Consider the following 24,278-nt stretch of genomic DNA (forward strand, 5'->3'; position numbering starts at 1 on the left):
ACGGGCTCGTCGGTCGAGTGAGGAGTACCCCGCCGTGCGGCCGATCAACCGTCGGATGCGTCGGCCCGGGAATCGCGGCCCGCCTCGAACATCTCCTCGTAGACCTCAGCCGCCTCCGACAGCACCTGCGGAGCGAGGCGGGCGATGACGTCGACCCGGCGGACCAGCGGCTCGTGGTCGGGCCCGCGGCCCACCACCTCGCCGGCCAGAAGCCAGGCGTAGCGGTCGGGGGCGTCGAGTTCGGCATACTTGCGAATGCGTCGCGCGATCCACGGCTTCGGGCTCCGTGTCCACCACGGTTCGGGAGTCAGCGATGCGACCGACAACCCGGGCAACGTGAATGCCGCCTCGTAGTCGAGGCTCGGTCCGGCCTCCGCGTCCGTCGCCGGACCGTGTGAGTATCTGATGTACACCGGCTCGCGGTCGGCGATCTCGTCGACGACCTCGTCCAATGTCTCGAGCGTGCGCAGCCGGGGTGTCGGCGGCGGTTGACGGGTGAAAAGGGGAGCGGTGCTCCGTTGCGGGGTGTTCTGGTCGGCCATCGATCTCGCTCCGTCTCGCGTGTTTCGTTCAGTGCCTGATGAAGCATCGGGTACCCGACCGGGCGTCGGTCACGTCCTGCGATGGTTTGCTTTCGTTCAGGGAGGGTACTTCTGCCGTGGCGATGAAAGGCAGGTGATGCCCGATGTCCCGACCGGGATCGATTCGGGAACGCGTGATCCCGCGAATGCCGGAACCGCGCGGACCGATGTCCGAAGTCCTCATCGAGGCGATACGCGCGAAGGTCGACCGCCGTCCGTCCCGGATCGACGTGCCGGACGGGCTCGATCCGTGGGGCGACGATCTGCAGCTGTCGTTGACCGTGTGCCACGAATTGCACTATCGCGGGTGGGCCGACGCCGGGAGGGATTGCGAGTGGGACCCGGCAGTCATCGACGCGCGCGTCCGTCTCGAGGACCGGTTCCTCGACGCCGTGGCGGATCGGCTGTCGCCGCTGAGCGACGAAGGCACCGCCGATGCCGAACTCGACGCGCTCGCACGGGCCGTTCCCGAGGGAGCGACGGCGCATCTGCGCCGTCACGGCACCGAAGACGAGTTCGCCGACTATTTCAAGGCGCGCTCCGTCTACCACTTGAAGGAGGCCGATCCCCACGCGTGGGCGATTCCCCGGCTGCGTCGAGATGCCAAGGCGGCCTTCGTGGCGGTGGAGTTCGACGAGTACGGCGGCGGACGCGGTGAGCGTGTTCACCAGGAGCTGTACGCCGATCTGCTGTCGGCCACAGGGCTCGACCACAGTTATCTCGGCTATCTCAACGACGCTCCCGCCGTGGTGCTGGCGACCGTGAACCTCATGTCGTGTCTCGCGCTGCGAGGCTCACGCCGCGGAGCGACGGTCGGACACTTCGCCGCCACGGAGATGACCTCGCCGGTGGGCTCGGCGTGGCTTCTCAAAGGACTCGAGCGGATCGACGCTCCGGAGGCGGCCCGGCATTTCTACCGTGAACACGTCGAGGCCGACGCCGTGCACGAGCTCGTGATGCGTGATCAAGTCGTCGCGCCGCTCATCGCCGACGAGCCGGATCTCGCCGACGACGTCGTGTTCGGGATCCGGGCCCTCCAGGCAGTGGAGAGCAGGCTGGACGATGCCTTCGTCGATGCATGGAACGCCGGGCGTTCGCTGATGCGGTGTTGACCGGCTTCGCCGTGTCGCCAGACCGGTGGGAAAACGAAGAGACCGCCTCGGTGAAGAGGCGGTCTCTCGTCGCTCCCCCAATTGGATTCGAACCAATAACCGCTCGATTAACAGTCGAGTGCTCTGCCGTTGAGCTATGGGGGATTGCTCTCGTTGCGAACGAGAACAGACTCTATCCCATGTCTCCGGGAGAGTGCAAAACAGCAGTTCAGGGGGCGTTCTGCCAAATCTGAGTCTGCGACAGATGGGCGATCAGCCGCGCGGCGCCGTCGGTGAACTCCCGGCGGATGCACTCGGCCGCAGCGTCCGGGTCACCGGATCGGTAGGCGACGATCAGCTCGTCGTGCAGATCCGCGGTCAGCTCTCCCCACTCAGGGTCCGACGCGTACAGCGCGTGGGGTGTGTAGCGGGTCGTGTTGAGCAGCACCCAGGCCAGCTTCGTATTGCCGCTGATCTGATTGTGCGTGCGGTGGAACTCGAATTCCGCATCGGTGAGGTCCTCGTGATCGCCTGACCTCACGGCGCTGCGGAACCGGGCGTTGGCCCAGGCGAGCTCGTCGATCTGCGCACTGGTCACCACCCGCGCCGTGCGACGGGCGATCCGTGCCGCGGCCTCGCCCTGGAGCCAGAACAGATCGTCGACGTCGGTCCGAGTGAGCGGAGCGACCTCGTAGCCGCGATGCGGGGCGAGGAGGACCATGCCCTCGCCCCGCAGGGTCAGCAGTGCCTCGCGGACCGGGGTGACGCTCACGCCCAGTTCCACGGCGGTCTCGTCGATGCGAATCCGCGCTCCCGGCAGCACCTCGGCGGTCATGATCTTGTGCCGGAGGATCGACGCGACCTCTTCGGACAGTTGCGGGCGTCGCCGCTGACGGACCGGGGTGGCGTCAGAGGCCATAGGTCTTTCCGATGATGTCGCGCTGGATCTCGTTGGTGCCGCCGAACACGGTCGAGATGATCGCCGACCGCATGAGACGCTCGGCGTCGAATTCGGTGGCGTAGCCGTACCCGCCCATCATCTGCATCCCGTCGATGGTCATCTTCTTGCTCGTCTCGGTTGCCTTCAGCTTCACCATCGACGCCTCCCGCGGCATCAGCCGGTCCGGATGAGCATCCGCGGCCCGGGCGACGCTGTAGACGAGCTCCCGGGTGCACGCGATCTCCGTGGCGTGGTCGGCCATCCGATGGCGCAGCGCTTGGAAGGAGCCGACCGGGCGACCGAACTGCTTGCGTTCGGTGATGAAGGCGAGAGTGTCGTCGAATGAGCGTCGCGCGAGTCCCAACTGCATCGCCGCCAGGATGAGGCGCTCGGAATTGAGCCCGGACATCAATTGGCGCCACCCGTTGCCGACCTCGCCGACGACTGCGGAATCGGGAACGAAGCAGTCGGTGAAGTAGAGGTCGTTCACCTCGCGGCCGCCGAGCGTGTCGATACCGCTGATCTTGAGTCCGGGGGTGTCGGCCGGGACGTGGAACTGGGTGAGACCCTCGTGCTTTCCGCCGGAGCGGTCGGTGCGGGCGATGAGAAGGATGCTCTTCGAGAAGTGTGCGTTGGAGCACCAGGTCTTCTGCCCGTTGATCTTCCAGCCGCCCTCGACCTTCTCCGCGCGACAGGTCAGGGCGCCGACGTCCGACCCCGCCTCGGGTTCGGACATCGAGATCGATAGTGAGTCGCCCGCGACCACGCCCGCGAGCACCTCGCGCCGCAGGTCGTCGTGCGCGAACTTGGCGTACGCGGCAGCGGTGATGAGGGTCGGGCCCACCGCGCCGATCGGAGCCTGGCCGCGGACGGCCTCCTCCAGGAAGATGCACATCTCGACGTTGCCCGCGCCGGCGCCGCCGAATTCCTCTGCCACGTTGATTCCGGCCCAGCCGAGGCCGGCCATCTTCCGATACAGCTCGTCGGAGTGGGCCTCGGTCCCGTTGTTGGTGAGTGCGTCTCGCCGCTGCCGGGTGCCGACCTCGCGCTCACAGAAGTCGGCGACCGCCTGTGCGAAAGCTGCCTGTTCGGGGGTGAATTCGACCACGGGGTGACTCCTTGACATCGGCTGAATGAAACAGATCCCTACAAGTCGTATCACATATATCTAGCGATCGGGGAAGTGGCATGTGTCACATACGACCATCCTTCGCGCATCATTACAGTGGGTGATCATGGCCGACAGCAGCGACGACGAACGAGCGACGAAGCCGGAAGCAACGGACCCGGACCGAGCGGAGTTGTTGGCGCAGAACCGCGAACGCCGGGCCCGGATCCGTGACGAAGAGCGCGTCGAGAAGGCCGACGGCGATCAGGATCTCATCGAGATCGGTGTCGGCGGACCGGCCGATTCGCCGCGCAAGCTCGCCATCGCGTTCGCCGCGACGACGGCGCTTCTGGTGGTGGTCGTCGGGATCCTCGCCTACTTGCTCGTCTCGGAGGACTCGGCGGGTTCGGGGCGCTCAGACGAGCAGGGGGCGATCGTCGCAGCGAAGCAGTACGCGACCACCGTGCTGACGTACTCGGCGGGCGACTACGCCGATCTCGACAAGCGGATCCGATCGATCTCGACGCCTGATTTCGCCGACCGGTACATCCGATCCTCACAGCAGGCGCGGGAGGGCAACGACGCCGCGCAGGCCACCGGAACGGCCGTGGCCAGGGAAGCCGGAGTCGTGTCGATCTCCGACGACGAGGCGGTGGTCCTGGTCGCGATCGACCAGAACGTCAAGACGCCGCTGGCGCCCGATGCGTCGAAGGAGGGCATCGACTACCAGTCGCGCATCAAGATCACGATGTCGCGCGACGGTGATTCGTGGAAGCTGTCGGATCTGTCGGTGGTGTGAGCGCCCCGACGGCCTGTGCCGAAGCGGTCTCGCCGGTGAGCACCGCCGTGACGACGACCGCGATGGTCGGTGCATCGAGGTCGCGGTCGGCGATCGTCAGGTCCGTGGCGACGTTCAGTGCCGCGTGCACCAGGAATCGGGCGACGCCGGGGGCCACCCCGGGCCGGGCGCGCTGCAGCCACGTCGCCCATTCGTCGACGTTGACGCGCTGCTGACGCCGCAGCGCGCGCTGGTCGGCAGGATCGAGCACTCCCGTGTCGCGCAGGTAGACCGTCATGATCCCGGGGTCGCCGACGCACAGTGCGCTGTACTCGGCGGCGAGCGCGACGAGTGCCTCGCGGGGAGTGTTCGCGTGTGCCAGACCTTCGGCGATCGCGGCGGTGGTGCGTTCCGAGCCGCGCCACAGGGCCGCGGCGAGAATCGCGTTCTTCGACGGGAAATGGCGGTACACACCGGACGGCGGAAGACCGGCGGCGGCGCCGATCTGCTCGAGGGTCACGTCATGGAACCCGCGGTCGGCGAACAGTCGGATCGATTCGGTGAGGATCGTCTCGCGCCGACCGGCCGGGGCGAGACCCCGAGTGCCGGCCGCGGGCTGCGGCTCTGGCAGGTCCAGATCGATGAGAGTCTCCACTGCCGCGCACAGGACGTCGAGGACGGTACGACGGGCGAGACCGATCCGGTGCGTCACCGGGCTGGCGACGACGGACAGGGTGGCGGTCACCAGAATCCGCGCGGTCCGGTCGTCGACTTCGGGGCGCATTCCGCGCAGGAGTGCGGTGAGCCGGTTCCGGGTCGTCGCCGACAGTTCCGCAAGGCGTCGGCGATCGTCTCCCCGCAACAGCCGGGGTTCGCGCCGGTAGACGTTCCCGGATTCGCGGTTGTCGAGCGCGTTGGCGGCAATCGACCGGACGACGGCGAGCAGTTCGCTGCGCGGGTCGTCCTCGGAGGGCACCGCGGCGACCGCGGCGGCCAGTTGTCCGGCCAGATGGATCAGCGAGGCAGCGAAGAGTTCGTACTTGCCCGAGAAGTGCTTGTACAGCGCGGGCGCTGAGATTCCGGCCTCGTCGGCGATCGCCCCGAGGCGGGTGGCGTGGAATCCGGACGAAGCGAAACTGCGCGCGGCGGCAGCAAGGATCACCTCCCGCCTGTCGGCCGGGCGTCTGCGTGTGCGTTCGGCGGTGCCGCAGTCGTCTCCGGTTTCCATGAGAAACGATGCTAGCGAACCTCCGTTGCGATGAATCTGGAAACCTAGAAGAGAGAACAAGCTGGTAGAGGACAATTATTAGGGTGGTAAGTTAATTTACATTCGCATGACGTAGATCACTTCCGGTGCTACGGTGGGGGCGATTGCCAGGGTTCACCGAGTCGAGGAGCGCGATGATCAGCGAGGCCGAGTGCCGTGACGGGGTCTGGGCGAGCATCGATGCGAACGGGATCGCGCGTCTGGAGATCGACCGGCCCCGGCAGATGAACGCACTCGACGGGCCCGCGTCCGCGCGCGTGATCGCCCTGTGTGACGAGTGGGCGGCGAGTCCCGACGTCCGCGTGGTGATCGTGTCCGGTCGAGGCGGATCGTTCAGCGCGGGAGCCGATGTGGCGGGGATGGCGCAGGACGCGCGGGGCTCGGGAGGCTTCGACGAGGCCGCCTCCCGGGCGATCATCGAGAACGGGTCGAATCTGGTCCGCGCGGTTCGGGGGCTGCCGATGCCGGTGATCGCCGCGCTCGACGGTGCCGCAGTCGGCATCGGCGCGTCGCTGGCTGTCGCGGCCGATCTCGTCTACGCCACCAGCCGCACCTACTTCATGCTCGCATTCGTCAATATCGGCCTGATGCCGGACGGAGGAGCGTCGGCCCTGTTCACCGCGGCGGTCGGCCGTGCTCGGGCCAACGCGATGGCGTTGCTCGGGGAGAAGCTGTCGGCCGCCGATGCGTACGACGCCGGGCTCATCACGGCGTTCTTCGATGACCCGGCCGGGCTCGCGGCGGCCGTCGACCGGGTTGCCGGACGACTGGCCCGCCGTTCCCCGCGCGCGCTCGCGCTGACCAAGTCGGCTCTCGACCGCCATTCGCTGAGCGGATTCGACGAGGCGCTCGAGCGTGAGATCTCCGGTCAGACCGAGCTCCTCCAGTCGCCGGAGTTCCAGTCCGCCTTGACGTCGTTCGTCGCCGGCCGCTGACCGACCGGCGTCACCCGTGCGTCTCGCCGCGCCCGCTATTTCCGCACCTCGACAGGAGATGACATGACCGAGACCCTGGGCTTCACGCTCACCGACGAACCGCTCCGTTCGCGCCGCAACCATTGGAACAACCAGGTCCGCCGACACGCCGAGACCCGCCCGGACGGGGTGGCCTTGCGTTTCCTGGGCAAGAGCACCACATGGCGGGAGCTCGACCACCGGACGCATTCGCTGGCGGCGGCGCTGCTGCGCCGCGGTGTGCGATTCGGCGATCGAATCATGGTCCTGATGCTCAACCGGACCGAGTACGTGGAACTCACGCTCGCCGCGAATCTGATCGGGGCGATCCCGGTCCCGGTCAACATCCGGATGGCACCCGCCGAGGTGGCCTTCCTCGTCTCCGACTCGGGTGCCCGGGTGATCGCGACCGAGACGATGCTGGCCCCGCTGGCCGACGCCGTCTCGCAGATCACCGGCTCCGTCGAGGAGATCATCACGGTCGGCGACGTCGCGAACCCCGCGCACCTGGCGTACGAGGATCTCGTGTCCGAGCAGGGTGAGCCGCTGCCCGATATCGACGTGCCGGAGGACACCGTCGCCCTGATCATGTACACGTCCGGCACCACCGGCAAGCCGAAGGGGTCGATGCTGACGCACCAGAATCTGCAGGCGCAGGCGGTCACGTGCATTCAGGCGCTGAACACCGCATCCGACGACATCGCGTCCTGCGTCGCCCCGATGTTCCACATCGCGGCGCTCGGTGCGATGACGCCGACCTTCTACATGGGTGCGACCACCGTGATTCATCCGCTCGGCAATTTCGATCCCGAGCAGATGCTCGACGTCCTGGAGGCGGAGGGCACGACCTCCATCTTCCTGGTGCCCGCGCAGTGGCAGGCGGTGTGCGCCGCGCAGCAGGCACGTCCCCGCGAGCTCAAGCTGCGCGTGGTCAGCTGGGGCGCTGCGCCGGCCTCGGACACGGTGCTGCGAGCCATGAACGAGACCTTCCCGGACGCGATGAACGTGGCCGTGTTCGGACAGACCGAGATGTCGCCGATCACGTGCGTGCTCGAGGGCAAGGACGCCTTGCGCAAACTCGGCTCCATCGGGAAGGTCGTCCCGTGCGTCACCGCGCGCGTGGTGGACGCCGCGATGAACGACGTGCCGCAGGGCGAGGTCGGCGAGATCGTGTACCGCGGCCCCAACCTGATGGCCGGCTACTGGCAGAACCCGCAGGGCACCGCGGACGCCTTCGCCGGAGGCTGGTTCCACTCCGGCGACCTGGTGCGTCAGGACGAGGAGGGTTTCCTCTACGTGGTCGACCGAGCGAAGGACATGATCATATCCGGGGGAGAGAACATCTACTGCGCCGAGGTGGAGAACGTGCTCTTCGGCCACCCGAAGGTCGCCGAGGCCGCGATCATCGGCCGCGCGCACGAGAAGTGGGGAGAGGTGCCGGTCGCGGTGGTCGTCCTCGCCGACGGGGTCGACGACCTGACGCTGGAGGAGATGGAACCGTTCCTGAACGAGAATCTGGCGCGGTTCAAGCACCCGAAGGATCTCGTCATCGTCGACGAACTGCCGCGCAATGCCGGCGGAAAGGTCGTCAAGCCGCAGTTGCGAGAGGCGTACGGCAGCAAAGACGCCGGACTCAAGAATTGAGAACTGTAACGTGTTTCATTTTTGTCGAGAAGTGACTACCCTCACTAGCAGATGCGGCTGAGGCCGTACGTCATCTGTGGGATGCGGCCTCGCCGCAACGGGATTCGAAATCGAGGTAAATGACTGTGAAGACCAAGGGCGCCATCCTCCGGGAGCTGAACACGCCGTGGAAGATCGAAGAGATCGAGATCGGTGATCCCAAGGCGCACGAGATCAAGATCCGCATGGAAGCAGCGGGCATGTGCCACTCGGACCATCACCTGATGACCGGCGGCATTCCGATGGGCGGGTTCCCGATCCTCGGCGGTCACGAGGGAGCGGGTGTGGTCGAGGAGATCGGTGAGGGCGTCACCGACTTCGAGGTCGGCGACCACGTGGTGCTGTCGTTCATCCCGTCGTGCGGCAAGTGCCGCTCCTGCAAGGCGGGCGTGGCCAACCTGTGCGACTTCGGTGCCATGCTGCTGCAGGGCGAAGCCGTCTCCGACCACACCTTCCGCATCCACACGGCCGCCGGTGAGCCGGTGTACCCGATGACCCTCCTCGGCACGTTCAGCCCGTACATGGTGGTGCACGAGGCGTCGGCGGTGAAGATCGACAAGGAGATCCCGTTCGAGGTCGCGGCACTGTGCGGCTGCGGCATCCCGACCGGCTACGGATCGTCCACCCGCAGCGGCGACGTCCGCCCGGGTGAGGATGTGGCGATCATCGGCGTCGGTGGCGTCGGAACAGCTGCCCTGCAGGGTGCGGTCATCGCCGGCGCGCGCAACGTCTTCGCCATCGATCCGGTGGAGTGGAAGCGTGAGCAGGCCCTGAAGTTCGGTGCGACTCATGCCTTCGCGTCCGTCGAGGAGGCCATGAACGAGATCGGTAACGCCACCGAGTGGGGGATGTGCCAGAAGGTGATCGTCACCGTCGGCGAGGTGCACGGCGAGGACGTCGACACCTGGCTGAGCATCACCGCCAAGAACGGCACGTGCGTGCTGACCGGCATGGGCAACATGATGGAGAACCAGGTCACGCTCAACCTGTCGATGCTGACGCTGCTGCAGAAGAACTTGCAGGGCAGCATCTTCGGCGGCGCCAACCCGAAGCTCGACATCCCGAATCTGCTGTCGATGTACAAGATCGGCAAGCTCAAGATCGAGGAGATGATCACCCGCCAGTACAGTCTGGACCAGATCAACGAGGGCTACCAGGACATGCTCGACGGCAAGAACATCCGCGGCGTCATCCGTTACACCGACGCCGATCGCTAGGCCCCGCTCGCGAGATTCTGACATCCTGAAGATCCGCCGGCTCATCGGGCCGGCGGATCTTCATATGCAGTGGGCCCGGGCAGCGGCCGGAGGTCCGACTGCCGGCGGCGAAGGGGAGAGATGACCGAGAAGAGGAGCTCGCGTTCACGTGCCGAGCGGGGAGCGGAGATCGCCGAGCGCGAGACCGTCGAGGGCGGAGCCTGGGCGGCCTCGCCGGAGGCGAAGTCGACGGCTCTGACTCTGCGCATCGTCGCCGCAGTGCTGTGGACAGTTGCGATCGCGGGTGAACTCGTCACCATCTTCTGGGTGCTGCGTCAGGATCCGCTCCGGATGTGGCTGCTGATCGTGATGATCGTCGTCATCGGCGCGTTCGCGCTGGCCGGATCGCTGCTGTGGAAGAAGGCCAATCGCTACGATCCGGCGTCCGAGAAGGACCGGGTCCGATTCTTCGTTCAGAACCAGCTCGGCGTGATCGTCACGGTGATCGCCTTCCTCCCGCTGATCGTCCTGATCTTCCTGAACAAGGACATGGACGGGAAGCAGAAGGGGATCGCGGGCGCAGTGGCGATCGTCGTCGCGGCTCTGGTCGGATTGGCCGGCGCCGACTGGGATCCGCCCTCGGTGGAGCAGTACGGCGTCGAGACCAATGTGGTCGAGCAGCTGACGGGCAAGAACCGCGTGTACTACACCAAGGGCGGTTCGGTCTTCCACGTCTGCGCCGACGTACCCGATCTCCGGCGGTCGGCGACGATACTCGACGGCACGGTGGACCAGGCGCACGCTGACGGCAAGGACCGGCTGACGAAGAAGTGGGTCTCCGAGGCGATCAACAACTGCGGGATCCCGGTGGAGCGGGTCGACGCCGTGCTCGGCGACGTCGACGACGTCACCTCCACGCTCGACGACGACCAGTTCACGACGGGCTCCGACGGCAAGCCCTCGGTCAACACCGATGTCGAGACGCCCGCTCCCGCAGGCACGCCGACGCCGGTCCGCTGACCGCACCGATCGGAGACGGGGAGTGCCGTGCGTGAGCTGACGAGTGACGATCTCGGGCTACTGCTGTCATTGTTCGCGGTCCTGCTGTTGGCGTTCGCGGCCAACTTCCACTTCTCGCGTACGTCGGTGCGGCGTCATCGGCGGGCCGCGTTGCTGTTCGTGGTGGTGAGCTTTCTCGGCGAACTCTCGACGGTGGTGGCGTTGATGCTGACGTGGGTCGCGCTGTGGAGTCCGGCCGCATGGGACAGGATCGACGATCTGCTGGTCTTCGTACCGGGCACGATCGCGATCCTGTGCGCGGTGGTGCTGACAGTGGAGTCGGTCTACGCGCGGTCGGTCAACATCATCAGGGCGGAGCGGGATCCCGCCACGCCGGGACACCGAACGCGCGATCGTGCCGGTGAGTAGGGTCGGTAGGCGTGAGATCACTCGAGACGCTTTCGGACTGGCCTGTCGACAACGTCTCCGCGGCCGTGCTCACCGCGGAGGGAACCGCCGGAACGTTCGGCGACCTCGCCCGCGTGTACGAGCTCGCGTCGGTCACCAAGCTCCTCGTCGCGCAGGCCGTGCTCGTCGCGGTGGAAGAGGGCGCGATCGATCTGCGGACTCCCGCCGGCCCGCCCGGAGCCACCGTCGCGCACCTGCTGGCGCATGCATCGGGCCTGGCCTTCGACAGCCGGCAGGTGGTCGCCGGCGTGGCCGAACAGCGGATCTACTCGAGCGCGGGATTCGAGGTGCTCGCCGAAGCGGTGGAAGCGGAGACCGGCATCGCCTTCGCCGACTATCTGCGCGAGGCCGTCTGCGATCCGCTCGGACTGACGGCGACGGAACTGTACGGTCCGGCCGGGCACGGTGCGCGGTCGACCGTCGCGGACCTCTCCCGGTTCGCCGCCGAGCGGCTCGCACCCCGGCTGATCTCCACCGGTCTCTCAGCGGAATCGGCGTCGGTGCAGTTTCCCGGGCTCGACGGATTCGTCCCCGGCTACGGCAAGCACCGGCCGAACGATTGGGGCCTCGGCTTCGAGATCCGGGGAACCAAGAGCCCGCACTGGACGGCTCCCGCTCATTCCCCGCGGACTCACGGGCACTTCGGCCAGGCCGGGACCTTCCTGTGGGTGGACCCCGATCGGCGGGCCGCCGCGGTGGTCCTCACCGACCGGCCTTTCGGGCCGTGGGCCAAGCCCCTCTGGAGTGAGTTCAACCAGGAAATACTCGACGAACTCGACGGCTCCGGCGGGTAGCCTCGGAACCAGGACGCGGTCTCGCCTCACATCCGGGTGGAGTCAGTCGGGTGCGGGGGCGCGTCGTCGCCGCGTTCGCACCCGAGAACCCGAAGGAGGCGTTTCGTGGCACGTTATGAACTCCCGACCACGACGGAGCTGCTCGAACTCGGGTCGCCGCGCGATCACGCGGTGACCGTCTATGCGCAGGCCAGTGCCGCGCAGTACGATCTCGCCCGAACCACGGTCAAGAGCGCGATGGACCGCGCCATCCGGTCGCTCCGCAACGGCGGCGGGAACCACGCGCTGGAGTCGGCCCTGCGCGAGAGGACCACGGCGATTCTCGCCGACGAGGGGTGGCGCAAGCTGTCGCACTCGCTGGCGGTGTTCATCACTCCGGAAGAGGGGGAGATGTTCGTCCTCCCGAACCAGTTGGAGAACCAGCTTCAGGTCGGCAGCTACTTCGACGTCGGGCAGCTGGTGCGCGCGGCGGCGGCCCCGCAGGACGCCTACGCGCTGACGCTGTCGGCCGACGGGTGGAACCTGTGGCAGGCGTCCGGAACGGAGCTGGCGTCGGAGATGGAGGTGGAGGCAGACGGCATCGGCGATGTCGCGGAGGCCACCAATCGCGCGACGGTGCGCGGACGGATCCATGCCCGTCGGCTGCACGGCGACGAGGGCACCAAGCTGCTCCTCGAGACGTACGCCAAACGCGTGCACGAGGTGGTGGTGAAGGCGATCGACGCCGATGACCCGTCCGCCGAGCGCCCGCTGTTCGTGTTCGCCGCCGATCCGCTGCTGGACATGTACCGGAACCTCGACCGCGGCTTCCGCGAACTCGTCGCGGTGCCCGGAAGCCCCGACGAACTGACGGCGGTGCAGATCGATGCCAGGATCCGCCAGGAACTCGCGGACATCAACTCCCGCCGCGCCAACGCGACGGTTGAGAAGATCGCCGACGGCGTGGCCAAGGGCCTCGTCGCGACCGACCTCGTGGATGTGGCACGGGCGGCGGTCGCGGGCAACGTCGACACCCTGGTGTACGACTTCACCGTCGACGTCCTCGGGCGCCTGGACAACGAGACGGGCGACGTCACGTACGCCGACGACGGCTACGACCTGCTGTCACGCATCGCGGTGTGGGTGCTGCAGACGGGCGGCCGGGTGATTCCGGTTCGCGCGTCCGAGATCGTCTCCGACATCTGGAACGGCACCGTGACGGCTCGGCTGCGTTACCCGCTGAGTACCTAGGACAGAGCTCGCGACAGACGACGGCCGCTCGGAGCAGAACGCTCCGAGCGGCCGTCGTCTGTCGAAGAACCGGGGTGCGGCGGCGGTTCAACCCACCCGCTGGCGCAGCCACGTGACCTCTGCGCCGACACCGCCCATGCGGTAGTTCTCCAGGCCCTCGTCCCACGCGGTGCCGAGGATGGCGTCGAGCTCTCCGGCCAGGCCGGCACTGTCGGGCTGTGCGTCCATCAGCGCGCGCAACTGCATCTCTCCGACGATCACGTCACCGTTGGCTCCGGTGGACCCACGCCACAGACCCAGCCCCGGCAGATAGCAGAAGCGTTCGCCGTCGACACCCTCGCTGGGGTTCTCGGTCACCTCGAAGACCAGGCCGGACCATTCGCGCAGCGCATTGGTCAGCCGTGCGCCGGTACCGACCGGCCCCGTCCAGTCGACGGTCGCACGCATGCGGCCGGGCTCGGCGTCCTGTTCGGACCACTTCAGGTCGGCCCGCGCATTCAGAGTCGACGACAGCGCCCACTCCACGTGCGGGCACAGCGCGACGGGAGAGGCGTGGATGTAGACCACGCCGCTCGTCATGTCCGCAAACTGATTCAGATTGCGCACCTTTTCACCTCCGGTTCGACGAGGAACGTCTTCCCCAAGCGCACCTACGCCGGAACTCGGATATCACACTGCTGATACAAAGTATGCCTTGTGATGTGCGTGTTGCGCTAGTTCTTTTTGGTGCGGATGTGTTCCTCGACGGACGACGGGCGACGGACGACGGGCCGGCGCAGTCCGCCGGGAACGACGATGTCCCCGGCGCCGTACCGGCGTCCGGGGACATCGTCGAACTCATGCGCTCCAAGTGCGCGTCACAGCGGAATGTTCTTGTGCCGTCCGCGTCGGGCAGGCGCCGAAGCGAGGGCCTCGGCGATGATGCTGCGAGTCTTGGCCGGATCGATGATCTCGTCGACGACGCCGATCGACTGGGCACGGCCGACGCCGCCTGCGATCTGCTCGTGCTCCTGGGCGAGGCGCTCGTGAAGCTCCTCGCGCTCCTCCTCCGGGGCCGCGGCGAGGGTCTTCTTGTGCAGAATGCCGACGGCGGCCTTGGCGCCCATGACGGCGACCTCGGAGCCCGGCCAGGCGAAGACAGCGGTGGCGCCGAGGGCGCGCGAGTTCATGGCGATGTAGGCGCCGCCGTAGATCTTGCGGGTCACGAGCGTGACACGCGGCACCGAGCACTCGGCGAACGCGTGCAGCAGCTTGGCGCCGCGGCGCACGACGCCGTTCCACTCCTGGCCGACGCCCGGGAGGTAGCCGGGGACGTCGGTGATGACGATGATCGGCACACCGAAGGCATCGCACAGGCGCACGAAGCGGGAGGCCTTCTCGGCGGCCTCCGAGTTCAGGCAACCGCCCATCCGGAGCGGGTTGTTCGCGACGATGCCCACGCTGCGGCCCGACAAGCGGCCGAAGCCGACGGTGATGTTCGGGGCCCACTTGGCCTGGAACTCCTCGAAGGTGGTGACCTCCGACTCGCCGTCCGCCGCGAGCTGGGTGTCGAGGAGGGCCTCGACGATCGGGTGGACGTCGTAGGCGCGCCGATTCGACTCGGGCAGCAGTGCGCGCAGGTCGGTGTCGCCAGCCTCCGCCTTCTCCCGGTTGAAGTGACCCTGCTGCGAGAACGTGCCGACCAGACGGCGGGCGCGCCAGTACGCGTCGGCCTCCGAGTCGGCGGTGATGTGGCTGACGCCGGAGCGCTTGCCGTGGGTGTGCGGTCCGCCGAGCGATTCCATGTCGACCTGCTCGCCGGTGACGCTCTTGACCACGTCGGGCCCGGTCACGAAGACCCGGCCCTCCGGAGCCATGATCACGACGTCGGTCAGGGCCGGTCCGTACGCGGCACCGCCCGCGGCGAACCCGACCACCACGGAGATCTGCGGCACGTAACCCGATGCGCGCACCATGGCCTCGAACACGCCCCCCACAGCGTGCAGGGCCTCGACGCCCTCGGCCAGTCGAGCGCCGCCCGAGTGCCAGATGCCCACGACGGGCGCCTGCTCGGCGATCGCGGTGTCGATCGCGTTCACGATGTGAGCGCAGCCGACGATCCCCATGGCACCGCCCATCACGGTGCCATCGGTGCAATAGGAGACGGTGCGAACACCGTTGACGTCGCCGATCGCCGCCAGCACACCCGATTTGTCTCGGGGATGCAGCAGCTCGACGGTTCCGTCGTCGAAGAAGCTAGTCAACCGCAGCAACGGATCGCGCGGATCCGTCGCCTCCTCACGGCCGGGGATGGGTGCCAGTGTGGTCATCGGGTTCTCCTATGCGGGGGTTGGGGATCAGTATCGGCCGAATGCCAAGGCCACGTTGTGCCCACCGAATCCGAAGGAGTTGCTCAGCGCGAAGTCGATCTGTCCGCGGCGAGCCTCACCGTGTACGACGTCGATGTCGCCGCACTCCGGATCCAGGTTGTCCAGATTCAGCGTCGGGGGAATGACGGAGTCCTCCACCGACTTGATGGTCAGGACCGCTTCGAGAGCGCCGACGGCGCCGATCGAATGGCCCAGGGCTGACTTGGGCGCGTAGATGGCTGCGTGGTTGCCCACGGCGGCCTGGATGCCCAGCGATTCTGCGGTGTCTCCGATGGGGGTGGACGTCGCATGCGCGTTGACGTGCGTGATGTCCGATTTCTGCAGACCGGCGGTCTGCAGGGCTCGGGCCATCGCGCGGGTGTTGCCCTGCCCCGAGGGGTCGGGGGCGACGATGTGGAACCCGTCCGAGGTGATGCCGGTGCCCATCAGCCGAGCGTGGATGTGAGCACCGCGCGCCTTGGCGTGGTCCTCCCGCTCGAGGACGAGCATGGCCGCGGCCTCGCCGAAGACGAATCCGTCGCGGTCGGAGTCGAACGGGCGCGACGCGGACGCCGGATCGTCGTTCCGGGTGCTCATCGCGCGCATCATGCTGAAGGCTGCGATCGGCACCGCGTCGATGTGTCCTTCGACGCCGCCGCACACGATCATGTCGGCGTCGCCCATGACGATGTGACGCCATGCGTGTGCGATCGCCTCCGCACCCGACGAGCATGCCGAGACCGGGGTGATGACGCCGGCGCGTGCGCCGATGTTGAGACCTGCGACGGCCGCGGGCCCGTTGGGCATCGCCATCGAGACGGCCAGCGGCGACACCTTGCGGTAGTTGCCGGTGTCCTTCAGAGCTCGGTCGGCGTCGATCAGCGAGTCCGCGCCGCCGATGCCGGTGCCGAGAACCACGCCGAGCCGGTCGGGGTCGACCTCCGGCTCGCCGGCCTGCGCCCACAGGCGCTTGCTCATCACATGCGACATCCGCTCGACGTACGACATGCGTCGCGCCTCGATGCGAGTCACTTCGTTGGTCGGGTCGTCGACGAGACGACCACCGATGCTGACCGGCAATTTGTACTGCTCGACGAAATCGTCGGTCAGCTCCCGAATGCCGGTCTTACCGGCGACGAGATTTTCCCAGGTCGTGTCGAGATCAGCTCCCAGGGACGTGGTGGCGACCATGGAGGTCACCACCACGCTGGGGAACTCTCCACCGCGAGTGGAAAAGTCACGCAGCTCGGTCATGCTACGCCTGGCCGCCCTCGATCTGGGCGGCGATGGCTGCAGCGGTCTCGGGGTTCTCGGCCTCGAGCTTCTGGACGTAGGCGACGGTGTCGCCGACGGTGCGCAGGCTGGCGAGATCCTCGTCCGGAACCTTCACGCCGTACTTGTCCTCGACCTGGACGGCGATCTCCACCATCGACAGCGAGTCGATGTCCAGATCGTCGACGAACGACTTCTCCAGCGTCACCTCCGACGGCTCGATGCCGGTGACTTCCTCGATGATCTCGGCGATGCCTGCGACGAGCTGTTCCTGAGTGGCGGCCACGGTGTGGCTCCCTTCTTCGTTTCTGTACTGCTATCTGGTTTTCCGGAGTCAGCGTGTGCTGAGTGGACGGGCCGTGAGGCCTTCCGGGGGTCGGGTGCTGCCGACCGCTATCCAAGTCCTGGGAGGTCCTCCAGATCGGCGGGGACCTTGACGGCTCGCGAGGGCACGCCCTTCAATTCACGCTTGGCGATGCCCACGAGCGTCCCGCCCGGCGCGAGTTCGACGATCGCGTCGGTGCCCGCCTCGCGGAGGTAGTCCGAACAGAGGTCCCAGCGTACGGGGCTGGTGACCTGAGTGACGAGTCGGCGCAGGGCTTCGGCGCCGGTGGGAACGGGGCGACCGTCTGCGTTCGAGAGCAGGGTCCGGGTGGGGTCGGCGGGCGTGATCTGCGCCGCTGCCTCGGCGAACGCGTCCTGCGCCGGTGCCATGAACCGAGTGTGGAACGCTCCGGCGACCGCCAGTTTGCGCGTGCGCGCCTTGGCAGGCGGCGCCGAGATCAGCTTGTCGATGGCGACGACCGAACCCGCGGCGACGATCTGTCCCCTCGCGTTGCGGTTGGCGGGCACGAGGTCGAGATCGTCGAGGAAGGCGAGCACCTCGGTCTCATCGCCGCCGAGGATCGCGGCCATGGTGGTCTCCTCCAGCGCGCAGGCCTTGGCCATCTCGGCGCCACGCACGCCGGCCAGGATCATCGCCTCATCGGCCGTCAGGACGCCCGCGACGGCGGCGGCGGCGACCTCGCCGATCGAGTGTCCGGCGATCACGACGTCCGCGGGCAACTCGCCGTGGCGGCGGCGGAACTCGTCGAACGAGAGCAGTGCGGAGGCGACCACGAGCGGCTGGGTGACCGCGGTATCGGTGATCTCCTCCGCCGTCGCTGTGGTTCCGAGGCGTTCGAGGTCGAGTCCGATGGCCTCGGACCACGCGGAGACGCGGTCACGAGCCCCGGGCAGCTCCAACCATTCGGTGAGCATGCCGGGTGTCTGGGAGCCCTGGCCGGGCGCAAGCAACGAAAGCACGTGACTAGGGAACACCTTTCAGCTGTGTCGTAGTGGTGTTGCTGGGTACGAACCTTGGCGGCGATATTTGTAGGGTTCCTACAAAAGTGACTCTGTCGGTGTTCCCATCGTCATCGGGTTGAGATCCGTTACGCGATCGAGTCTGACAAACACCGAACAGGGTCTATACGGCTACTTTGCCGTGACGAGTGTTACTCAGGGGGCTGAATGGGGCGTTCCTTGATGGTTTCGTGCCAATCTCCCGATGGTCAGTGCGACACGCAGAACGAAAGCGTCTCGGGGGTTAGATGCGTCACGTCCGGTGATGTCGGCCACCTTCTTTAGGCGATACCGCACAGTATTTGGATGGATATACAGTTCCCTGGCACAAGTTTCCACCTGGCCGCCGCTGTCGAGGTAGGCCTCGACGGTGTTGACGAGGGTCTCCGAACCGCTCAGGGGTTCCACGATCGTCTCGTCCATCGTCTCGATCGCTGAGCGGTCGCCGTTGAGCGCCCGCTCGGGAAGCAGATCCCAGCTGTAAGCCGGTCGCGGCGCGTTGGGCCATCCGACCACCGCCCGGAGTCCGGCCATGGCCTCGACGGCGCTCGCGTGGGCCGATCCCAGGTTGGGCGTGGTCGGGCCGATCACCACGGGACCCTCGGCGAAGTGCTCGAGGAGGTCGGTGAGAAAGCGGTCGGACGGCCGCAGCGGCCCCTCGACGATCGCGACGAGGGTGCTGCCCTGCACCACCGAGAGTGCGGCGCGGTCGTACTGTTTGGCGGTGTTGTGGAGCGTCAACGCGACCGACACGTTCTGTTCCGGGGGCGGAGATCCGACGATCACCGTCGCCGCGGCGTCGGTGGACCAGTTCAGTGCCGCCGCGCGCGAGAGCAACTGCGGGCCCTCGTCACCGCGCACCACGGCGTCGACCACGAGTGCCTCCATGCGCGAGTCCCACGCGCCACGCGACTCGGCGGCCGAGGCGTAGATCGCGGCGGCGGCGAATCCGATCTCCCGGCCGTACCGCAGCACCGATTCGGTGAGTGCGCGGAGCTGGGCGTCGTTCCGGGCCAGGAGCGGAAGCCACTTCTCGAAGAACTCCATCGCCACGCGCACCATCTCGACCGTCTGCAGCAGTGAGATGCGCCGGGCCAGGTCCTGGGGGACCACCTGGAATGCCTGGACGGTGAACTTGACGTTCCCCTCCGGGTCCTGGATCCACTCCACGAAGTTGACGACCGCCGTCTGGACCACCAACTGCACGCTGGCCCGCTGCGCCGCGTCGAGGTCGCTGAAATAGGGCAGTTGCTCGGACATCGAGTGGATCGCTTCGGTGGCCAGTCGGCCGCTGTACTGCTTCACGCGGCGCAGCAGGGTGTCGGGCAGCGCGTCGTGCACGGTGGCCGGCGCGGGCACGTGGGCGCCGCGCGCGCCGAAGACGTCGGTGGCGCGCGTCGTCTTCAGACGGGGGTCGGGTTCGGCATCAGGCACGGATTCAATGTAGACCGCTCGCGACCCGCTGTGGCCGGGTCGTATCGGCCGGCCGGACTGGGCCGATGGTCGCGGGCGCTGTCCGTCGAACGTCCCCCCGCGCCGAGACGACCGAACGCCGGCGACGCGAGGTCGCCGGCGTTCGGGTGGTCGGACCGGTCAGGCGACGCCGGGGTCGCTGGTCTGCTCGGGAGCAGCCGAGACGTCGTCGATCTGGTACTTCCGGGCGGCGTCGGCCGCGACGGTGCGGTCGATCTTGCCGTCGCGGGCCAGCGCCACCAGTACTCCGACGACGATGGATTCGGCGTCGATATTGAAGTAGCGGCGTGCGGCGGGGCGGGTGTCGGAGAATCCGAAGCCGTCGGCGCCGAGGGTGAGATACGTCCCCGGAACGTACGCGCGGATCTGTTCCTGGACGCCGCGCATGTAGTCCGAGACGCCGACGAACGGGCCCTTGGCGTACTGCAGCACCTCGGTGAGGTACGGCCGCGTCGACGACCCCGGGTTGCGCAGTTCGGCCCGATCGGCTGCGATGCCGTCGCGGGCGAGCTCCGACCACGAGGTCACCGAGTACACGTCGGCGGCCACGTCCCACTCCTGCGCCAGCAGGTCCTGGGCGCGCAGGGCATCGCCCATCGTGACGCCCGAGACGAGGATGTTCGCGAAGTGCGCCGCGGGCTGCGGTGCCCTCCGGTACCGGTAGATGCCCTTGAGCAGCCCCGCGACGTCCAGATCCTCCGGCTCGGCCGGCTGGGTGATGGGCTCGTTGTAGACGGTCACGTAGTAGAAGACGTTCTCCGCATCCGGACCGTACATGCGCTCGAGACCGTCGACGACGATGTGCGAGAGCTCGTACGCGAACGCCGGGTCGTAGGAGACGGCGCCCGGGTTGGTCGCGGCGAGCAGCGGAGAGTGTCCGTCGGCGTGCTGCAGACCCTCACCGGTCAGCGTGGTGCGGCCCGCGGTGGCTCCGATGACGAATCCCCGGGCCATCTGGTCGGCCGCGGCCCAGAGACCGTCGCCGGTCCGCTGGAAGCCGAACATCGAATAGAAGATGTACAGCGGGATCATCGGCTCGCCGTGCGTGGCGTACGACGTGCCGACCGCGGTGAAGCTGGCTGTGGAACCGGCCTCATTGATGCCCTCGTGCAGGATCCGGCCGTTCTCCGCCTCCTTGTAGGCGAGCATCAGTTCGGCGTCGACGGACGTGTAGTTCTGGCCGTGCGGGTTGTAGATCTTCAAGGTGGGGAACCAGGAGTCCATGCCGAAGGTCCGGGCCTCGTCCGGGATGATCGGAACGATGCGCTTGCCGACCTCCTTGTCGCGCAGGAGCTCCTTGAAGATGCGGACCAGCGCCATGGTGGTCGCCACCTGCTGGTTGCCCGAGCCCGATGCCACGGCCTTGAGGGCGGGTGCCGGATCGGCCTGCAGCGGCTTGGCCGCCACCTTGCGGCTCGGGACGAATCCGCCGAGCTGCTTGCGCCGTACCAGCATGTACTGGATCTCCGGAGAGTCCATACCCGGGTGGTAGTACGGCGGCAGGTACGGGTCGGCCTCGAGCTGCGCATCGGTGATCGGCACATGCGCGGTGTCGCGGAAGGCCTTCAGATCGTCGAGCGTCATCTTCTTCATCTGGTGGGTCGCGTTGCGGCCCTCGAAGTGCTTGCCGAGCGTGTAGCCCTTGATCGTCTTCGCCAGGATCACCGTGGGCTGTCCCTTGTGGGCCATGGCGGCGGCGTATGCGGCGTAGATCTTGCGGTAGTCGTGACCGCCGCGCTTGAGGTTCCAGATGTCCTCGTCCGAGAGATCGTTGACGAGTTCCTTGGTGCGCGGATCACGGCCGAAGAAGTGGTCGCGGATGAACGCGCCGTCGTTGGCCCGGTAGGTCTGGTAGTCGCCGTCGGTGGTGCGGTTCATCAGGTTGACCAGCGCACCCTCCTTGTCGGCGTGCAGCAGATCGTCCCACTCGCGGCCCCACACCACCTTGATGACGTTCCAGCCCGCGCCGCGGAAGAACGACTCCAGTTCCTGGATGATCTTTCCGTTGCCGCGGACCGGGCCGTCGAGCCGCTGCAGATTGCAGTTGATGACGAAGGTCAGGTTGTCGAGCCCGTCGATGGCGGCGACCTGCGCCAGACCGCGCGACTCGGGCTCGTCCATCTCACCGTCGCCGAGGAACGCCCAGACGTGCTGGTCGGAGGTGTCCTTGATGCCGTTCGCGTGCAGGTATTTGTTGAACCGGGCCTGGTAGATCGCGTTCATCGGGCCCAGGCCCATCGAGACGGTGGGGAACTGCCAGAACTCCGGCATCAACCGGGGATGCGGGTACGACGGCAGCCCGCCGCCGTCGCCGGCGTGGCTCTGCTCCTGACGGAAGCCGTCGAGCCGCGCCTGGTCGATGCGTCCTTCCAGGAAGGCGCGCGCGTAGATGCCGGGTGAGGCGTGGCCCTGGATGAAGACCTGGTCGCCGCCGCCGGGATGATCCTGGCCGCGGAAGAAGTAGTTGAAGCCGACTTCGTAGAGCGAGGCGGACGACGCGTACGTCGAGATGTGGCCGCCCACGCCGATGCCGGGCCGCTGCGCTCGGTGGACCATGATCGCGGCGTTCCACCGGATGAAGGCGCGGTAGCGGCGCTCCAGATCCTCGTCCCCGGGGAACTCGGGTTCCAGTTCGGTCGGGATCGTGTTGACGTAGTCGGTGTTCGTCAACGCGGGGATGCCCACACGCTTGTCCTCCGCGCGTTCCAGAATGCGCAGCATGAGGTACCGCGCGCGCTCGGGGCCCGCGTCGGCGAGCATGGCGTCGAAGGACTCGAGCCACTCGTCGGTCTCCGTGGGGTCGTTGTCGACCAGGTAGGACGCGACGCCGTCCCGAATGACCTGAACGCGGCTCCCGCTCGACGCCGGCGCGCCGGCCTTGTCGGTGCCGGCGATCTGATCAGTCACTGTCTGCCACCTATCTCGCAGTCCACCGAAGCGATTGCCGCCGCGAACTGCATGTCGGGGCCGCCGGGGTGGGGCGGCCGGATACGTGCCGCGGAACGATGGTGCGGCCTTGCCTATATCGTGCCGCAAATCACCGGCCCTGGCGCAAGATGTGTCCAGTCACATGCCGCTCGGGTGCGGTAGCGTCGGCGTATCCGCTGCTTCTCTCCCGAAAGGGGGACCTCGTGGGCCGGACGGCTCGGTCGATCGTGGTCGCGGCGACGGCGCTGACCGCTGTCGCCGCCGTCCCGGCGTGCTCATCGGACGACGAGTCGCCGAGTCCGACGGTCTCGGTCGGCACGGTCACCAGGACCGTCGCCCGCGCGGGATCCTCCGAAGCGGAGAAGGTCGCCGTCGTCCGATTGTGCCAGCAGGTGATCACTTCGGCCGGTGTGATGGCACGCGATTACAACGCCTTCGTCAAACGCCTCAACGAGGTCCAGGATTACGAGAAGGTCGGATCCGAGGACCGCTGGGCGGTCGACACTCTCGACACGGGCGCCGAGGAAGTCCGCAAGGCCGTCTCGCCCGAGGTGCCGGAGAAGGTCGACGCGCAGGTGGAGGCGTTCGTCGCCAGTGCCGAACGCCTGGCCGAGCAGATTCAGGCGAAGCGGCGCCAAGCGCTCAACGGCGCCTCCGACAGATGGGACGCGGACCGTACCGCACTACTCGACACGTGCGCGGGGTATCTCCCCGCGGGATCGGCGTGAACCGTCCCGAATCCGTTGCAGAGAAGCCCCAATCCCGTACTTCGGGCGGTTAGACACTGTGCTCGGGGGTAGTTTGCCTTTACGCTGTCACATAAGTTGCGCCGTCGTGGCGTGGCTCGGCACGTGCGGAATGCACGGCCCGCTACATCGAATGGAGGTCGTACGCGGTGGTAACCGCCCCAGAAGGCAGGGCTGTCAAGCTCGGTTTCACCAACGGCATGGTGGTGCAGGAGATCGGGTGGGACGAGGACACCGACGATGATCTCCGAATCGAGATCGAGGACGCGATCGATGCCGAGATGCTCGACGACGATGCGGACGACGTCATGGACGCCGTGGTGCTGTGGTGGCGCGACGACGACGGAGACCTCGTCGATGCGCTGATGGACGCGATCGGTCCGCTCGCCGAGGGCGGGTTCATCTGGGTGCTGTCGCCGAAGACCGGCCGCGACGGTTACGTCGATCCCAGCGAGATCGCGGAGGCCGCGCCGACCGCCGGACTCACGCAGACCTCCGTCGTCAATCTCGGAGACTGGTCCGGCGCCCGTCTGGTCACGCCGAAGGCGCGCGCGGGTAAGCGCTGATGGCCGCTCAGTCGGTGGCCGCACCCCTCGCGACGGGGACTCTCGCCCCGGATTTCGAGTTGCGGGACCAGAACAATCAGGTCGTCAAGCTCTCCGCGCTGCGCGACCGCAATGTGCTGATCGTCTTCTTCCCGCTGGCCTTCACCGGCACGTGCGAAGGCGAACTCGGCTTTCTGCGCGACAATCTGCCGCGTTTCGACAACGACGACGTCACCGTGGTCACGGTGTCGGTGGGCCCGCCCCCGACTCACAAGGTGTGGTCGTCGGCGCAGGGTTTCCTGTTCCCGATCCTCTCGGACTTCTGGCCGCACGGTGCGGTGGCGGAGGCGTACGGCGTCTTCGACGCCGAGCGCGGCTTCGCCAATCGCGGGACGTTCGTTGTCGGGCGCGACGGTGTCGTGGCGTACTCGGCGATGGTCGGTCCGGGCGAACAGCGCGGCGACGAGACCTGGGACGCGGCGTTGGCGGCTGTCGCGCGGTAGCGCCGTTCCACCGGTCGGGCCGCGTGACGGT

At 67.4% G+C, this 24,278-nt stretch carries 23 protein-coding genes and 1 tRNA gene; 12 read left to right on the top strand and 12 right to left on the bottom strand.

Annotated elements, in window-relative coordinates:
- Window positions 1-44: 44 nt before the first annotated feature.
- A complete protein-coding gene (locus Y710_RS04910) occupies window positions 45-542 on the bottom strand; it encodes a DUF6098 family protein (protein WP_062366616.1) in 498 nt (165 codons plus the stop codon).
- A 206-nt stretch (window positions 543-748) separates the two neighbouring features.
- Here Y710_RS04910 and Y710_RS04915 point away from each other — a divergent pair, with 206 nt between their 5' ends.
- A complete protein-coding gene (locus Y710_RS04915) occupies window positions 749-1,693 on the top strand; it encodes an iron-containing redox enzyme family protein (protein WP_231875679.1) in 945 nt (314 codons plus the stop codon).
- Between the two features lie 72 nt (window positions 1,694-1,765).
- On the opposite strand, the gene Y710_RS04920 is transcribed toward Y710_RS04915, so the two are convergent.
- The 3 genes from Y710_RS04920 to Y710_RS04930 all read right to left on the bottom strand — a co-directional run bounded on the left by Y710_RS04920 (window position 1,766) and on the right by Y710_RS04930 (window position 3,720).
- Window positions 1,766-1,837: transfer RNA gene (locus Y710_RS04920), tRNA-Asn, on the bottom strand.
- 64 nt (window positions 1,838-1,901) lie between these two features.
- A complete protein-coding gene (locus Y710_RS04925) occupies window positions 1,902-2,591 on the bottom strand; it encodes a GntR family transcriptional regulator (RefSeq protein ID WP_062366620.1) in 690 nt (229 codons plus the stop codon).
- Complete coding sequence (locus tag Y710_RS04930; RefSeq protein ID WP_006895186.1) at window positions 2,581-3,720, bottom strand: acyl-CoA dehydrogenase family protein; 1,140 nt, start codon at window positions 3,718-3,720, stop codon at window positions 2,581-2,583. Before Y710_RS04930 ends, Y710_RS04925 begins: the two co-directional genes overlap by 11 nt.
- 127 nt (window positions 3,721-3,847) lie before the next feature.
- Here Y710_RS04930 and Y710_RS04935 point away from each other — a divergent pair, with 127 nt between their 5' ends.
- Window positions 3,848-4,519 (top strand): hypothetical protein, encoded by a 672-nt coding sequence (locus Y710_RS04935; protein ID WP_006895188.1) that lies wholly within the window; start codon window positions 3,848-3,850, stop codon window positions 4,517-4,519.
- Here Y710_RS04935 and Y710_RS04940 read toward each other — a convergent pair.
- Window positions 4,464-5,726, bottom strand: coding sequence for a TetR/AcrR family transcriptional regulator (locus tag Y710_RS04940; protein ID WP_062366622.1), 1,263 nt, complete (start codon window positions 5,724-5,726; stop codon window positions 4,464-4,466). The two genes, Y710_RS04935 and Y710_RS04940, sit on opposite strands and share 56 nt — an antisense overlap.
- Before the next feature lie 173 nt (window positions 5,727-5,899).
- Between Y710_RS04940 and Y710_RS04945 the strand changes: the two genes are divergently transcribed.
- The 7 genes from Y710_RS04945 (at window position 5,900) to Y710_RS04975 (ending at window position 13,088) form a co-directional block, all read left to right on the top strand.
- Window positions 5,900-6,700, top strand: a complete 801-nt coding sequence (locus tag Y710_RS04945; protein WP_062366624.1) for an enoyl-CoA hydratase/isomerase family protein — start codon at window positions 5,900-5,902, stop codon at window positions 6,698-6,700.
- A gap of 63 nt (window positions 6,701-6,763) precedes the next feature.
- Complete coding sequence (gene fadD5, locus Y710_RS04950) at window positions 6,764-8,362, top strand: fatty-acid--CoA ligase FadD5 (RefSeq protein ID WP_006895192.1); 1,599 nt, start codon at window positions 6,764-6,766, stop codon at window positions 8,360-8,362.
- 125 nt (window positions 8,363-8,487) lie between these two features.
- Window positions 8,488-9,618, top strand: coding sequence for an NDMA-dependent alcohol dehydrogenase (locus tag Y710_RS04955; protein WP_039866974.1), 1,131 nt, complete (start codon window positions 8,488-8,490; stop codon window positions 9,616-9,618).
- Window positions 9,619-9,738: 120 nt separating this feature from the next.
- Window positions 9,739-10,617, top strand: coding sequence for a hypothetical protein (locus tag Y710_RS04960; protein ID WP_045537672.1), 879 nt, complete (start codon window positions 9,739-9,741; stop codon window positions 10,615-10,617).
- 27 nt (window positions 10,618-10,644) lie between these two features.
- Window positions 10,645-11,025: a hypothetical protein gene (locus Y710_RS04965; protein WP_045537674.1), complete on the top strand. Its 381-nt coding sequence runs from the start codon at window positions 10,645-10,647 to the stop codon at window positions 11,023-11,025.
- Window positions 11,026-11,036: 11 nt separating this feature from the next.
- Complete coding sequence (locus Y710_RS04970) at window positions 11,037-11,858, top strand: serine hydrolase domain-containing protein (protein ID WP_062366625.1); 822 nt, start codon at window positions 11,037-11,039, stop codon at window positions 11,856-11,858.
- Window positions 11,859-11,963: 105 nt separating this feature from the next.
- Entirely contained in the window at window positions 11,964-13,088 is a 1,125-nt protein-coding gene (locus Y710_RS04975) for a baeRF11 domain-containing protein (RefSeq protein WP_062366626.1), read from the top strand.
- Window positions 13,089-13,175: 87 nt separating this feature from the next.
- Here Y710_RS04975 and Y710_RS04980 read toward each other — a convergent pair whose 3' ends face one another.
- From Y710_RS04980 to aceE, 7 genes are all read right to left on the bottom strand, one after another.
- Window positions 13,176-13,694: a DUF3145 domain-containing protein gene (locus Y710_RS04980; RefSeq protein ID WP_045537680.1), complete on the bottom strand. Its 519-nt coding sequence runs from the start codon at window positions 13,692-13,694 to the stop codon at window positions 13,176-13,178.
- A 251-nt stretch (window positions 13,695-13,945) separates the two neighbouring features.
- The gene (locus Y710_RS04985) at window positions 13,946-15,397 is read right to left on the bottom strand and encodes an acyl-CoA carboxylase subunit beta (protein ID WP_006895204.1); all 1,452 of its coding nucleotides are present in this window, start codon (window positions 15,395-15,397) and stop codon (window positions 13,946-13,948) included.
- A gap of 27 nt (window positions 15,398-15,424) precedes the next feature.
- Window positions 15,425-16,690, bottom strand: coding sequence for a KasA/KasB family beta-ketoacyl-ACP synthase (locus Y710_RS04990; RefSeq protein ID WP_062366627.1), 1,266 nt, complete (start codon window positions 16,688-16,690; stop codon window positions 15,425-15,427).
- A gap of 1 nt (window position 16,691) precedes the next feature.
- Window positions 16,692-16,994, bottom strand: coding sequence for a meromycolate extension acyl carrier protein AcpM (acpM, locus tag Y710_RS04995; protein WP_006895207.1), 303 nt, complete (start codon window positions 16,992-16,994; stop codon window positions 16,692-16,694).
- A 107-nt stretch (window positions 16,995-17,101) separates the two neighbouring features.
- The gene (locus Y710_RS05000) at window positions 17,102-18,013 is read right to left on the bottom strand and encodes an ACP S-malonyltransferase (protein WP_006895209.1); all 912 of its coding nucleotides are present in this window, start codon (window positions 18,011-18,013) and stop codon (window positions 17,102-17,104) included.
- Between the two features lie 195 nt (window positions 18,014-18,208).
- Window positions 18,209-19,486 (bottom strand): PucR family transcriptional regulator, encoded by a 1,278-nt coding sequence (locus Y710_RS05005; protein ID WP_006895210.1) that lies wholly within the window; start codon window positions 19,484-19,486, stop codon window positions 18,209-18,211.
- Window positions 19,487-19,645: 159 nt separating this feature from the next.
- Complete coding sequence (aceE, locus tag Y710_RS05010) at window positions 19,646-22,432, bottom strand: pyruvate dehydrogenase (acetyl-transferring), homodimeric type (protein WP_062366628.1); 2,787 nt, start codon at window positions 22,430-22,432, stop codon at window positions 19,646-19,648.
- Between the two features lie 224 nt (window positions 22,433-22,656).
- Between aceE and Y710_RS05015 the strand changes: the two genes are divergently transcribed.
- The 3 genes from Y710_RS05015 to Y710_RS05025 all read left to right on the top strand — a co-directional run bounded on the left by Y710_RS05015 (window position 22,657) and on the right by Y710_RS05025 (window position 24,247).
- Window positions 22,657-23,181, top strand: a complete 525-nt coding sequence (locus Y710_RS05015; RefSeq protein ID WP_006895214.1) for a hypothetical protein — start codon at window positions 22,657-22,659, stop codon at window positions 23,179-23,181.
- Between the two features lie 167 nt (window positions 23,182-23,348).
- Window positions 23,349-23,765, top strand: coding sequence for a DUF3052 domain-containing protein (locus Y710_RS05020; protein ID WP_006895215.1), 417 nt, complete (start codon window positions 23,349-23,351; stop codon window positions 23,763-23,765).
- Complete coding sequence (locus Y710_RS05025) at window positions 23,765-24,247, top strand: redoxin domain-containing protein (RefSeq protein ID WP_062366629.1); 483 nt, start codon at window positions 23,765-23,767, stop codon at window positions 24,245-24,247. The genes Y710_RS05020 and Y710_RS05025 overlap by 1 nt, the downstream gene beginning before the upstream one ends.
- Window positions 24,248-24,278 lie beyond the last annotated feature (31 nt).

This window comes from Gordonia sp. QH-12, from assembly GCF_001578675.1.
Classification (GTDB): domain Bacteria; phylum Actinomycetota; class Actinomycetes; order Mycobacteriales; family Mycobacteriaceae; genus Gordonia; species Gordonia sihwensis.